This is a genomic window from Streptomyces sp. CB02056 (assembly GCF_001905545.1).
Lineage (GTDB): Bacteria > Actinomycetota > Actinomycetes > Streptomycetales > Streptomycetaceae > Kitasatospora.
Genome location: NZ_LIPD01000009.1, coordinates 620,312 through 632,943 on the forward strand (window position 1 = coordinate 620,312; position 12,632 = coordinate 632,943).

12 protein-coding genes are annotated in these 12,632 nt (G+C 73.9%); 9 read left to right on the plus strand and 3 right to left on the minus strand.

The genetic code is table 11. The features are described from left to right. The first annotated feature begins 49 nt into the window (after positions 1–49). The 8 genes from AMK13_RS26740 to AMK13_RS26775 all read left to right on the plus strand — a co-directional run bounded on the left by AMK13_RS26740 (position 50) and on the right by AMK13_RS26775 (position 7,486). Complete coding sequence (locus AMK13_RS26740) at positions 50–952, plus strand: glutamate ABC transporter substrate-binding protein (RefSeq protein ID WP_074004372.1); 903 nt, start codon at positions 50–52, stop codon at positions 950–952. A gap of 12 nt (positions 953–964) precedes the next feature. After that, the gene (locus AMK13_RS26745) at positions 965–1,609 is read left to right on the plus strand and encodes an amino acid ABC transporter permease (protein WP_074004373.1); all 645 of its coding nucleotides are present in this window, start codon (positions 965–967) and stop codon (positions 1,607–1,609) included. Then, entirely contained in the window at positions 1,606–2,475 is an 870-nt protein-coding gene (locus AMK13_RS26750) for an amino acid ABC transporter permease (protein WP_074004374.1), read from the plus strand. The genes AMK13_RS26745 and AMK13_RS26750 overlap by 4 nt, the downstream gene beginning before the upstream one ends. Positions 2,476–2,676: 201 nt before the next feature. After that, positions 2,677–3,582 carry a LysR family transcriptional regulator gene (locus AMK13_RS26755; RefSeq protein ID WP_049649505.1) on the plus strand — a complete coding sequence of 302 codons (906 nt, stop codon included), beginning with the start codon at positions 2,677–2,679 and terminating at the stop codon, positions 3,580–3,582. A gap of 124 nt (positions 3,583–3,706) precedes the next feature. After that, the gene (locus tag AMK13_RS26760; RefSeq protein ID WP_074004375.1) at positions 3,707–4,288 is read left to right on the plus strand and encodes a cysteine dioxygenase family protein; all 582 of its coding nucleotides are present in this window, start codon (positions 3,707–3,709) and stop codon (positions 4,286–4,288) included. Between the two features lie 58 nt (positions 4,289–4,346). Continuing rightward, positions 4,347–5,492, plus strand: a complete 1,146-nt coding sequence (locus AMK13_RS26765; RefSeq protein WP_074004459.1) for a YeiH family protein — start codon at positions 4,347–4,349, stop codon at positions 5,490–5,492. A 102-nt stretch (positions 5,493–5,594) separates the two neighbouring features. Beyond that, the gene (locus AMK13_RS26770) at positions 5,595–6,305 is read left to right on the plus strand and encodes a spermidine synthase (protein ID WP_049649508.1); all 711 of its coding nucleotides are present in this window, start codon (positions 5,595–5,597) and stop codon (positions 6,303–6,305) included. Positions 6,306–6,460: 155 nt separating this feature from the next. After that, a complete protein-coding gene (locus AMK13_RS26775) occupies positions 6,461–7,486 on the plus strand; it encodes a TetR/AcrR family transcriptional regulator C-terminal domain-containing protein (RefSeq protein ID WP_074004376.1) in 1,026 nt (341 codons plus the stop codon). A 147-nt stretch (positions 7,487–7,633) separates the two neighbouring features. On the opposite strand, the gene AMK13_RS26780 is transcribed toward AMK13_RS26775, so the two are convergent. The 3 genes from AMK13_RS26780 to AMK13_RS26790 form a co-directional block, all read right to left on the minus strand. Next, positions 7,634–9,556 (minus strand): hypothetical protein, encoded by a 1,923-nt coding sequence (locus tag AMK13_RS26780; RefSeq protein ID WP_074004377.1) that lies wholly within the window; start codon positions 9,554–9,556, stop codon positions 7,634–7,636. A 252-nt stretch (positions 9,557–9,808) separates the two neighbouring features. Beyond that, positions 9,809–10,651 (minus strand): TetR/AcrR family transcriptional regulator, encoded by an 843-nt coding sequence (locus tag AMK13_RS26785; protein WP_079272477.1) that lies wholly within the window; start codon positions 10,649–10,651, stop codon positions 9,809–9,811. A 111-nt stretch (positions 10,652–10,762) separates the two neighbouring features. After that, the gene (locus tag AMK13_RS26790; protein ID WP_049649511.1) at positions 10,763–11,272 is read right to left on the minus strand and encodes an NUDIX hydrolase; all 510 of its coding nucleotides are present in this window, start codon (positions 11,270–11,272) and stop codon (positions 10,763–10,765) included. 122 nt (positions 11,273–11,394) lie between these two features. On the opposite strand from AMK13_RS26790, the gene AMK13_RS26795 reads away from it, so the two are divergent. Beyond that, entirely contained in the window at positions 11,395–12,618 is a 1,224-nt protein-coding gene (locus AMK13_RS26795) for a serine hydrolase domain-containing protein (protein WP_074004378.1), read from the plus strand. Positions 12,619–12,632: the final 14 nt, after the last annotated feature.

Sequence of the window (12,632 nt, forward strand, 5' to 3'; positions counted from 1 at the left end):
TGAGACGACGCCGGCGGCGAGGCCCGCGGGAAGATCTGTGGGAAGGCCCGTGGCGCGGGCGGGGCGGCGCGTGCTCGCCGCCGCCCTGCTGTTCACCGCGCTGGTGGCGGGCTGCGGCAAGCCCGGCACCCCGCCGCCCAAGGGCCCGCAGCCCAGCGCCCTGCCCAGCTACCAGGTGCAGGACGCCTCCGCGATCACCGGCTCGCCGACCCTGGACGCCGCCCGCAGCCGGGGCCACCTGGTGGTCGGCGCCAAGGAGGACCAGCCGTACCTGGGCCAGAAGAACCCGGCCACCGGCGTGTACTCCGGCTTCGACATCGAGATCGCCAAGATGGTCGGCGCCTCGTTGGGCTTCCCGCCGGACCGGATCCAGTTCAAGACGATCGCCTCGGCCAACCGCGAGACCGCCCTGCAGAACGGCCAGGTGGACTACTACGTCGGCACCTACACCATCAACGACAACCGGAAGAAGCTGGTCGGCTTCGCCGGCCCGTACTTCATCGCCGGGCAGTCGCTGCTGGTGCGCAAGAACAACACCACCATCCACGGCCCGCAGGACCTGGACGGCAAGAAGGTCTGCTCGGCGGCCGGCTCGACGCCGTACCAGCGCATCCAGTCGCAGTACCCGAAGGCCAAGCTGATCGGCTACGACACCTACTCGGCCTGCGTGGACAACCTGATCACCAACCAGGTCGACGCGGTGACCACGGACAACGCGATCCTGCTCGGCTACGCGGCCAAGGTGCCGGACGAGCTCAAGGTGGTCGGCCCGCTGTTCTCGACCGAGCCGTACGGCATCGGGGTGCCGAAGAACGACACCGTGCTGCGCGGCGCGATCAACGACGCTCTGGAGCACCACATGCAGAACGGCGACTGGAGGAGGGCGTTCGAGGCGACCCTCGGCCTCTCCGGGGAGCCGGCGCCGAACCCGCCGCAGATCGACCGGTACTGAGAGGGCCGCGCCGTGAAAACGCTGACCGACAACTGGTCGACCTACTGGGACGGGTTCCTCGGCACGCTCTCGCTGTTCGCGGTGAGCGCGGTGCTGTCGCTGGTGCTGGGCGTGCTGATCGCGGGCTTCCGGGTCTCGCCGGTGAAACCGCTGCGGGTGTTCGGGACGCTGTGGGTGACGGTGCTGCGCAACACGCCGCTGACCCTGCTGTTCTTCATCGTGGTGCTGGGCCTGCCCCGGTTCGACATCACCCTGCCCTTCTACACCTTCGCGGTGCTCGCGCTGGGCTGCTACACCTCGGCCTTCGTCTGCGAGTCGATGCGGTCGGGCATCAACACGGTGCCGACCGGGCAGGGCGAGGCGGCCCGCAGCCTCGGCATGAACTTCGGGCAGACGATGAGCCTGGTGGTGCTGCCGCAGGCGTACCGCTCGGTGGTGGCGCCGCTCGGCAGTGTGATGATCGCGCTGGCGAAGAACACGGCGATCGCCGGCTCGTTCAGCGTCACCGAGCTGCTGGGCACCTACCGGACCATCAACGAGCTGGGCTACAGCATCATCTGGACCTTCGTCTGGATCGCCGTCGGCTACCTGATCATCACCCTGGCCATCAGCGCCGTCTTCAACCTGCTGGAACGACGAGTGGCGGTGTCCCGATGACGGTCGAATCCTCGGCGCTGTACGACATCCCCGGCCCGAAGGCGCTCTCCCGGCACCGGCTGTACGGCGGGATCGCGCTGCTGCTGATCGCGGCGCTGATCGGCTGGGTGGTCTACATGCTCTTCCACACCCACCAGTTCACGTACGCCAAGTGGCAGCCCTTCGAGTACCGGGGCGTGCAGGAGCTGCTGCTGCGCGGGCTCGGCAACACCTTGCAGGCCTTCGGCTGGACGGTGCTGTTCGCGCTGCCGTTCGGCGCGCTGTTCGCGGCCGGGCGGCTCTCCGACCACCGGGTGGTGCGCTGGCTCGCCACGCTGGTGGTGGAGTTCTTCCGGGCCATGCCGGTGCTGGTGATGATCTTCTTCGTCTTCGTCGCGCTCAAGGTGCAGCCGCTCTGGGCGCTGGTGGCCGGGCTGGTGCTCTACAACGGCTCGGTGCTGGCCGAGGTGTTCCGGGCCGGCGTGCTCGCGGTGCCCAAGGGGCAGCGGGAGGCGGCGTTCGCGCTGGGGATGCGCAAGACCCAGGTGATGACGTACGTCCTGGTGCCGCAGGCCAACCGGGCGATGCTGCCGGCCATCATCAGTCAGCTGGTGGTCGCGCTCAAGGACACCTCGCTGGGCTTCCTGATCACCTTCGAGGAGTTCCTGCACGCGGGCAAGCTGATCGCCACCAACCTGGACTACGACCTGCCGTTCATCCCGGTGGTGATGGTGATCGCGCCGATCTACATCGGCATGTGTCTGCTGCTCTCCTGGCTCGCCCGCTTCGTGGAGCGGCGCAGCCGGCGCAGTCCGAGCGCGCGGGGCGGGGCACCGGTGGCCAAGGCCGGGGTGCCGGTGGGGCTGCCTCCGTCGGCGCAGCTGTGAGGCCGGCGCGGCGATGAGGTCGGCGCAGTTGTGAGAAGGCCGGTTCGGGGCTGAACCATAGGTACGGGTGGGGTTGGGGTCGGTACCTCCAAATTCCTCTTATGATTCTCGGGCGCCCGGGCGCGGCCCGTGGACGACCGGAGCGCGGCCGGAACGGGGCTGCCGACGGTGGACGAGAGGGCGGGAGGGACCATGGAGCCGGTGTTCGATTCGCGGCACATCAGGACGTTCCACGAGGTCGTCCGGGCCGGCTCCTACTCGGCCGCCGCCCGCGAACTGGGCTACACCCAGCCCGCCATCACCCAGCAGATGAAGGCGCTCGAACGCACCGTCGGCGTCCCGCTCTTCACCCGGGCCGGGCGCGGACTGCGGCTCACCGAGGCCGGCGAGGCGCTCTCCCGGCACGCCGAGCTGATCCTCGGCAGCATGTCCGCCGCCCAGCAGCAGCTCGCCGCGCTGGCCCGGCTGCGCGCCGGTCGGGTGCGGGTCTGCGCCTTCCCCAGCGCCAACGCCACCCTGATACCCCAGGCGATGGCCCGGCTGCTGGCCGAGCACCCCGGTGTGCGGGTCGAGCTGCTGGAGGCCGAGCCGCCGGACTCCGTCCAGCGGCTGCTGCGCGGGGAGTGCGACATCGCGCTGGCGTTCCGGTATCCCGGCGCGGCCGCCGAGGTGCCGGAGGGCGTGGACGAGATCCCGCTGATGGAGGACCTGCTCACGGTGCTGCTGCCGGTCGGGCACCCGCTCGGCCGCCGGCACGCCGTACGGCTGGCCGACCTCGGCGGCGAACGCTGGATCGCCGGCTGTCCGCGCTGCCGGGCCAACCTGCTGCACGTCTGTGCGGAGGAGGGCTTCGCGCCGGACATCGTCTTCTCCACCGACGACAACCTCGCGGTGCAGTCGCTCGTCGCCGCCGGGGTCGGGATCGCGCTGATGCCGGCGCTGGTGCTCTCCTTCATGTGCCACCGCAAGGTCACCGGGCGGGCCGTCGAGCCGCACCTGCGGCGGCAGGTGAGCGCGTACGTGCTGCGCGAGCACCGGCGGATCCCGGCCACCGGGCTGGTGCTGGACCACCTGCGGCAGGCAGCGGCGAGCCGGGTCGGGTGCTGACCCGTCGGCGGGCCACATGACCGACGAGCAAGGACTGCCACCCGGCGATCTATAAGCGTTGATGGGGAGATCGCTTACAAACCCTCCTTGGACGTGATGGGTCCATAGGTTCGAACCTGCTGGGATGACACCCTCAGCCACGGTCGGCAGCGACCGGCTCACCGAGCGGATGACCGCGCTGATCAGTGAGATCCGCGCCGTCGTGGACCGCGGGCTCCCGCCGGAGCTCACCGCCTACCTGGTCGGCGAGCGCCTCGCCCCGCACCTGCACGCCGACCCGGACGGGCCCGACGCGCTGCTCACCCCCGCCCAGCGCGAGGGCGACCCGCAGCGCTACCGCCAGCACGTCCTGCACGCCGAGGGGGACGGCAGCTTCTCCGTCGTCGCCCTGGTCTGGCTGCCCGGGCAGCAGACCCCGATCCACGACCACGTCTCCTGGTGCGTGGCCGGCGTCCACCAGGGCCAGGAGAGCGAGACCCGCTACCGGCTGGTCTCCGACGGCCCCACCTCCCGGCTGGTCGAGACCGAGCACGTGGCCGGCCCGGCCGGCACCGTGGCCGCCTTCGCCCCGCCCGGCGACATCCACCTGGTGCGCAACTCCTGTAGCAGCACGGCGATCTCCATCCACGTCTACGGCGCGGACGTCTCGCGGCTCGGCACCAGCATCCGGCGGGTCTACCGGCTGCCCGCCGACCGGCAGCAGTGAGGGCGGCGTGGCACTGACCCTCAGGCACCGCACCGCCGGCACCCGCTCACTGCCCCCGATGCGCGGCGACGCCCCCGGGCTGCTGCTCGCGGCCCTCGGAGTGGCCGCCGCGCTGGGCATCCACGCGCTGGTGCCGGCCGTGCCCGAACTCACCGCCGCCGTCCTGCTCGGCATGCTGGTGGCCCACCTGCCCGGGCTGCGCCCGGTGGTCCGCGGGATCGCCCGGCCGGGGCTGTCCACGGCCGGGAAGCGGCTGATGCGGCTCGGGATCGTCCTGCTCGGGCTCAAGCTCAGCCTGGACGACGTGCTCGGCCTCGGCTGGGCCACCGTCGCCATGGTGCTCGCGGTGGTCGCGGCCACCTTCGCGGGCACGCTCTGGCTGGGCCGGCGGCTCGGCCTGCCCGGGGACCAGCCGCTGCTGGTCGCCACCGGGTACTCGATCTGCGGGGCCTCGGCGATCGGCGCGGTCAGCCAGGCGGCGGGCAGTGAGGAGGAGGACGTCGCGGCCTCGGTGGCGCTGGTGACCCTCTGCGGGACGCTGGCGATCGCCGTGCTGCCGCTGCTCCAGCACCCGCTCGGGCTCGGCGAGCTGGAGTTCGGGCGCTGGGTCGGGGCGAGCGTGCACGACGTCGGGCAGGTGGTCGCCACCGCGCAGACCGGCGGGGCCGGGGCGCTGCGGGAGGCGGTGCTGGTCAAGCTGATGCGCGTGGTGCTGCTGGCGCCGCTGGTCGCGGGGGTGGCCGTGGCGGTGCGGCGGAACCTGCGGGCGGCGCGGGTGGCGGCCTTGGCGGAGGTTCCGGTCGGGGCGCCGGTGGGGGCTCCGGTGGGGGCCTCAGCGGCGGGCGGGGCGGGTGAGGAGGGCGCGGCGGGCGCGGCGTCGGGCGATAAGTCGAGCGCGGAGTCGGGTGAGAAGCCGGCTGAGAAGTCGGTGAAGACCGGCAGCCGTCCGCCGATCGTGCCGCTGTTCGTGGCCGGGTTCCTCGCGATGATCGTCCTGCGGACCACCGGGGTGCTGCCCGAGCGGGCGCTCGACCTGGCCGCGGACGCCCAGGGGCTGCTGCTGGCCGCCGCGCTGTTCGGCCTGGGCAGTGCGGTGCACCTGCCGACCATGGCCCGCACCGGCGGGCGGATCGCCCTGCTCGGACTCGGGTCCTGGGTGGTCGTCGCGGGCGTCTCCTACGTGGGGGTGCTGGTCACGACCTGACGGACCCGGGTGCGGACTCGGCTATTGTCGGGCAGGTGCCCGCCCCGTCCGTACGGGGGCGGCACCGCAGCCGAGTTCGCCCGAGTCCACCAAGGGGGACGGATGACCACCGCACTGCCCGAACGCGACGGCCACGAGGCCGTCGTCACCCTCGACCGGCGGGAGGGTCCGTACGGCGAGGTGGTGCTCCGGCAACGCGGTCGGGACTTCGAGATCATCGCCAACGGCTGCTTCCTGATGGACACCGCCGACGGGCGCTCGGAGCGGCTGCTGATCCAGGCGGCGCTGGACGAGCTGGACCGCACGGGCGGCCCGGTCGAGCGGCCGTCGGTGCTGATCGGGGGCCTCGGGGTCGGCTTCTCGCTGGCGTACGCGGCGGCCGAGCCGCGCTGGGGACGGATCGCCATCGTCGAGCGGGAGACCGCGATCATCGACTGGCACCGGACCGGCCCGCTCGGCGCCTTCTCCGACGGTGCGCTGGAGGACGCGCGGGTCGAGGTGCTCCACACCGACCTGCTGGAGTACCTCGCGGCGGCGGACGGCGAGCGCTACGACGCGCTGTGCCTGGACATCGACAACGGGCCGGACTGGACCGTCACCGAGTCCAACGACGGGCTGTACGGCGCGGACGGGCTCGCGGTGCTGTGGCACCGGCTGCGGACGGGCGGGGTGCTGGCGGTGTGGAGCGCGCAGCCTTCGCCGGCCTTCGAGGAGGCGCTGCGGGCGGTGGGGTTCTCGGACGTGGTGACGCACGAGATCCCGGTCGCCCGGGGGGTGCCGGACGTGGTGCACCTGGCCCGGCGGGCGGACTGAGGGCGCGCCGAGGGCCGGCTGAGGGCGGACGCGGATCGGGCCGGGTGCGGCCGGATCGCGGGTGAACCCGGTTGTGGCGGCCGGTGGTTGGCGCCTGGTGCGTCAACTGCTGTCGGCGCCACGGCTGTTGAACGGCAGGTTGATGGTGGGATCGGGTGGCTGAGAGCGGGAGTCCCTCGGAGCGGATCGCGGCCGAGCTCCGACGTCGCATCGCGGCAGGGGAGTTGGCGCCGGGGGCGCGGGTGCCGTCCACCCGGCGGATCACCCAGGAATGGGGCGTCGCGATGGCCACGGCGACCAAGGTGCTGAACCGCCTCCGGGAGGAAGGGCTCGTACGGGCCGTTCCCGGGGTGGGCACGGTGGTGGCCGGGAAGGCGGCTCCGGAGGAGGTCCGGGCCCGGGAGCCGCGGCGGGAACCGGCGCGGGAAGCGCGGCCGGTGGCGGAGCCGGCCACGGCGCCGGCCGCGGCGCGGCGGGTGAGAGCGGGCGGCGAGGGTGAGCTCACCCGGGAGCGGATCGTCGCGACGGCCGTCCGGGTGGCCGACGAGGAGGGGCTGGCGGCGCTGTCGATGCGCCGGGTCGCGACCGATCTGGGCGTCGCGACGATGTCGCTCTACCGCCATGTGCCCGGCAAGGACGAGCTGTTGCGGCTCATGACGGACGTGGCGTTCGGGGAGCAGCCGCTGCCCGAGCCGCCGGCGGAGGACTGGCGGGAGGGGCTGGAGACGGTCGCCCGGCTGCAGTGGCGGATCTACCGGCGGCACCCGTGGCTGGCCTCCACGATGTCCTTCACCCGGCCCGTGCTGGCGCCGGACGCCGCAGTGCACACCGAGCGGTCGATGGCCGCCCTGGCGGGGCGGGGTCTGAGCGGCGAGGAGATGGCCCAGGCGGCCGTCGCCCTGGCGGCGTTCGTGTGCGGGCTGGCCGTCCACTTCGAGCGGGAGGCGCAGGCCGAGCAGGACAGCGGGCTGTCCGCGGAGGAGTGGATGGACCGGGTGGAGGGTGAGGAGCACGCCCGGCTGATGGCGGATCCGGAGCGGTTCCCGATGTTCGACGCGATGAACCGGGGGCCGGAGATCGACCTGGGCCTGGAGGCGCTGTTCGAGTTCGGGATGGCGCGGATGCTGGACGGGGTCGGTCTGATGATCGAGCGGCGGGGGCAGGGGGCGGCGAACAGCTGACAGATGACAGGTAACAGATTTCAGATTTCGTTCGCTGAAATCTGTCAGCTGTTATCTGTCGGTTGTTACCTGTCAGCCGTCAGCTGTCCGTTGACGGCCGTCGCCTGTTCGCGGTGACGGCGCGCAGCGGCTTCCCCCGCCTCCGGCTCAGCCGAACGGGCGGTTCTGCGGTTCGGCGTCCGCCTCCTCCGCCGGCTCCGGCTCGGGAGCCGACAGGTCCGGGAGGCCCCCGATGGCGAAGGGGTTGAAGTCCGGTGGCGGGACCATCACCGGCGTGCCCTTGCCCGGAGCCGGTTCCTCCGCGTCCCCGCCCTGCCCCGAACTCCGCTCCGCCGCCGCGGCCGCGGCGGGCGGTGCCTGGGCCGGGATGACGGGCGGGGACGAGGGCGGCGGCGGGACGGCCGGGCCCTGGGAGGGGAGAGTCGTGCCGAACGGGTCGGCCTTCTGCTCGGCCGCGACCGTGGTGCCGAACGGATCGGCGACCGGAGCCGCCCCGGCAGGCTGGGTGGCGGGCGCGTCGCCCGATACGTCCGGGACGCCCCCCATGGCGAAGGGGTTGAAGTCCGGCGGCGGGACCATCACCGGGGTGCCCTTCGGTCCGCCCTCGGCGTCCGGTGCCGCCTGGTCCCCACCGGCGGCGGGGACCTCCGGGGTCTCCGCGACCGGCGCGAAGGGGTTGAAGTCCGCGGGAGGCACCCGCACCGGTGTGCCGCGCAGGTGCACCGGCCTCTCCTCCGGCGCCTCCGCCGGGGCCTCCTCGACGGCGGCAGCAAGCGACGGGGTCGGGGCGGGAGCGGGCGCCGGGGTCGGAACACTGCTCACCGCGGCGGCCGGGACGGCGGCCGCGGCACCTGGGACCGGTACGCCGTCCCAGCCGAACTGGATGCTCTTCAGCAGCTCCGCGAACGCCTCCGTGTACAGCTCCCAGTCCTCCGGCCGTGCCGTGGACAGCTGGGCGCACAGCACCGTCCCGCCGTCCGGCAGCGGCACGAAGGCCTGGACGGCCGAGGTGACCACCCAGCGCCGCTGTCCGTCGGCGGCCAGCGGTCCGGGTACCGGGACGGTCCGGCCCTCGACCAGGACGGCGGCCGGTCCGGCCGGCAGCAGTACGGTCCACACCTCGGCGTGCCGCCGGACGGTGGCCAGCTCGGTGGCGAGCGCGGTGATCGGCAGCGGGTGCCGGGCGAGCGAGACGACCAGGGCGGCGTCCGAGGCGCGGTCGTCCAGCTCCAGCGCGCAGACGCCGGCGTACACGACGCCCGCGTCGCGGATCAGGTCGGCCAGGGTGGCGGAGATCACCGCGAAGTCGCGCCGCGGCTCCGTACCGGTCGCGCTGAACAGCTCCTCGGCGACCTCGGCCAGGTGCCGGGCCAGCTCATCGGCGGCCGCCACGGTGGCCGGGGCGCTCCCACCGCTCGCACTCCCACCGCTCGCACTCCCACCGGTCGCGCTGCCGCCGGTCCGGTCCGCGCCGTCGGGCAGCGGGGGCACCGTACGGGCGGAGACGCCGGGCGGGCCGCCCGGGGAGGTCAGCGAGTGGAAGCCGGGCGGTACGACCAGCCGGACCTCGGCGCCCGCGCCGGTGGGCAGTTCGACCGGCTGGCGGGTCTGCTGCCCGGCCGCCAGCGCGGCCAGCGCGGGGGCGAACGGCGGACGCAGCTTGGCGTCGGCGAACTCGCCGGTGACCGGGAGCTGGAACAGCGCGGCCGAGGTGGTGCCCCGGTCGGCGATGGCACCGCGCACCGCGCCGCCGCCGTACCGGGCCTGGAGCGCGGTGACCACCCGGTCGGTGAGCCGCGCGCCGGTGCCCGGCCGTCCGGTGCCCGCGGTGGTCACCGTGCCGAGCCGGTCGAGGGCGGTGTGCACCGGGCCGTTGGGGGCCAGCGGCAGGGCGAACAGCGCCTCGGCGGCGGGGTGTTCGGCCGTCCGCAGGGCGCTCAGCGAGGCCGCCGGGTGGCGCGAGGTGTGTTGGTCGAAGAGGGCGTCGGTGAGGGTGCCGAGGGTCGCGCAGACCTGCTCCGCTGCCGCGAAGGGATTGGCCTCCACGCTGAACTGGACGTCCTGGGTCACCTGGTGAGCCCCCCGCTCTGCTCCGTCTGCTGTCGGTGGTTCGGGTGGGACCGGCCCCGGCGCGGCGGCGCGCCGTCAGATCCCTGCTCATTCCTATCAGAGCCCACTGTCCTGACCGAACCGCAGGATCACCCGATGATCACTTGGACGGTCGGCGAGCGGCGACGAGTCCGGCGCCGACCCCGGACACCGCTCCGCCGGGCACGGTTACCGCTCCGCCGGCCCCGGTCGTCGATCCGTCGACCGCGCGGGTCACTCGGCGGCGGCCCCGGTGGCCTGTGCGGACCCGTCGTCGGGGGTGCCGGCCGCGAGCGCGGTGACCGCCTCGACGATCCCCGGCACGGCGAACAGCCCCGCGAGGTCCCGCACCAGGCGCCCGGTCGGGCCGTCGGGGCGCTCGTCGGCGAAGAAGGAGGCCAGTTCGGCGGCGAGCGCCGGCTCGCGGGCGGCGGTGAGGGTGAGCGCCGCGACGAACTCCTGCACCAGGTGCAGCTGGAGCTCCGCCAGCGGCACCGAGCGCTCGGACAGCCACTCCAGCGAGGTGATCTCGGCGTTGGCGATCCAGGCCCGGACGGTCAGCCGCAGCCCGACGCTCGGCGCGGGGATCGCCAGGTGGGCCAGGATCTGCTCCTGCGCCGCCCGGCGCACGTCGTCGATCACCGCCGAGGTGCCCGCGCTGGCCGCCACCGAGCCGCCGCGCAGCAGGGCGGCGAAGCCCGGCCCGTGGCTCTGTACGAAGTCCAGGTAGCGGCCCATCACCCGGTGCAGCCGCTCCGACAGCGGCCCCTCCATGGGCTCCTCGAACCGCGCCGACAGTTCCCGCCCGGCCCGCCGCAGCGACTCCTCGTACAGCGCCTGCTTGCCGGGGAAGTAGTGGTAGACCAGCGGCCGGGAGGCGCCCGCGGCGGCGGCGATGTCGTCGATCGACACCTCTTCCGGCGGTCGGCGGCTGAACAGCTCCAGCGCCACGGCGATCAGCTGCTCCCGCCGCTCGTCCACGCTCAGCCGCCGACGCGGCCGCCCGCCCGCCGCCCCGGCGGATGCGGAGGTCCGTGCTGCGTGGTCGGCCGTCGGAGACGGCGTACGGGAGGCCATGCGCGCCACCCTAGTTCGTCGCGGGCCCTCCGGTGGAGCCTGGGGCGCGCCGCCCGTCGGCCCGCACGCCGCCCCGCACCGCGAACCGTCGGCCCCGAGGCTGCGGCGGCGCTAGGCGGACCGGAGCTCCAGGTAGCGGCGGTAGGCCTCCAGGCCGTCGGGGACGAAGGTGTCGCGGGTGAGGCGGTCGGCGAGTTCGGCGGGGGTGAGCCAGGCGTGCCAGGCGACCTCGGACTCCTGGGGGGAGACCGGGCCGTCCCACTCCGCCTCGTACATGTCGCACCACCAGGAGAGCCGGTCCTGTTCGAAGAGGAACTTGAACAGGGGCCGCGGGGTGACGCCGTGGACGCCGAGTTCCTCCTCGGCCTCGCGGACGGCGGCCTCGGCGTAGGTCTCGCCGGAGCCGACCACGCCGCCGACGAACATGTCGTACGCGCCGGGGGCGAACAGCTTGGTGTCGGTGCGGCGGTGGACGAAGATCCGTCCGGCCGGGTCGCGGACCAGGATGAAGACGCAGCGGTGGGTGAGCCCGCGCCGGTACACCTCACCGCGCAGGGCGGTCCCGATCACGCGGTCGTGCTCGTCGACGATGTCCAGCAGTTCTTCGGCAGGGTTGGTCATGGGGGACAGGTTAGGGTTTCGGGGCTCGGTTCGAACGAATTCGATCGAAGAAGGATTGAAGGAGATCGAAAGCGAGCGCACATGGCATGAGAAGCAGCGGAACTGGTCGAGGACGGCACGCGGTGGTGGAGATCTGGGGCGAGACGGCCGAGGGGTTCGAGCCCGTACGGGAGGCCTTCGCACGGAACTTCGCCGACTACGGCGAGCTCGGCGCGGCCTTCGCGCTGTACGTGCGCGGCCGCAAGGTGGTCGACCTGTGGGGCGGCGACGCCCGGCCGGAGGTCGGCGGCCGGCCGGCGCCCGCGGTGCCGTGGACGGCGGACACCGCCCAGGTGCTGCGCTCGGTCACCAAGGGCCTCACCGCGACCGCCGCGCTGCTGCTGGTCGAGCGCGGCCTGCTCGACCTGGACGCCCCGGCGGCCTCGTACTGGCCGGAGTTCGCGGCGGCCGGCAAGGGCCGGGTCCCGGTGCGCCAGCTGCTCTCGCACCAGGCCGGGGTGCCCGCGCTGGACGTGCCGCTGCGGCTGGAGGACGTGCTCACCTGGGAGCGCGCGGCCGCCGCCGTCGCCGCGCAGGAGCCCGCCTGGGAACCCGGCACCGCGCACGGCTACCACCCGTACACCTTCGGCTGGCTGGTCGGCGAGGTGGTGCGCCGGGTGAGCGGCCGGACCATAGGCCAGTACTTCGCCGAGGAGGTCGCCCGGCCGCTCGGGCTGGACCTGTGGATCGGGCTGCCGGCCGGCGCCGCGCCCCGGGTCGGCAAGCTGGTCGACCTGCCGGCCCCGGAGGCGGCGCGGACCGGTCCGAGCGGGCTGCGGCTGCGGCCCAGGCAGTCCGTCCGGGACGCCTACCAGGACCCGGCCTCGCTGACCGCCCGCTCCTTCGCCTCGGTGCGCCCCGGCGTGGACCTCAACGACCCGGCGGTGCAGGCCGCCGAGATCCCCGGGGCCGGCGGCATCGGCACCGCCCGGTCGCTGGCCCGGTTCTACGCGGCGCTGATCGGCGCGGCCGACCGTGCGGACGGCTCCGGCGCGCTGCTGCCGCCGCTGCTCGGCCCCGAGGTGCTGGCACGCGCGGTCGGGCCGGCGGTGAGCGGGCCGGACCGGGTGCTGATCGTCAACTCCACCTTCGGCCTGGGCTTCTGGCGGCACGGTCCGACCGCGCCGATGGCCTCCCCGGCGAGCTTCGGCCACCCGGGCCGGGGCGGCTCGCTCGGCTTCGCCGACCCCGACCTGGGGCTGGGCTTCGGCTACGTCACCAACGGCATGCAGCCGGGTGTCACCGGGGACGTCCGCTCGCGGAACCTGATCCGCGCGGTGCGGGGGTGCCTGGGGCTGGACCGGTAGCCCCGGGGTCAGCC

Coding starts and splice junctions, on each gene's coding strand:
- AMK13_RS26750 (WP_074004374.1), top strand. CDS start 1,606: ATGACGGTCGAATCCTCGGCGCTGTACGACATCCCCGGCCCGAAGGCG.
- AMK13_RS26765 (WP_074004459.1), top strand. CDS start 4,347: ATGCGCGGCGACGCCCCCGGGCTGCTGCTCGCGGCCCTCGGAGTGGCC.
- AMK13_RS26760 (WP_074004375.1), top strand. CDS start 3,707: ATGACACCCTCAGCCACGGTCGGCAGCGACCGGCTCACCGAGCGGATG.
- AMK13_RS26785 (WP_079272477.1), bottom strand. CDS start 10,651: ATGGCCTCCCGTACGCCGTCTCCGACGGCCGACCACGCAGCACGGACC.
- AMK13_RS26790 (WP_049649511.1), bottom strand. CDS start 11,272: ATGACCAACCCTGCCGAAGAACTGCTGGACATCGTCGACGAGCACGAC.
- AMK13_RS26770 (WP_049649508.1), top strand. CDS start 5,595: ATGACCACCGCACTGCCCGAACGCGACGGCCACGAGGCCGTCGTCACC.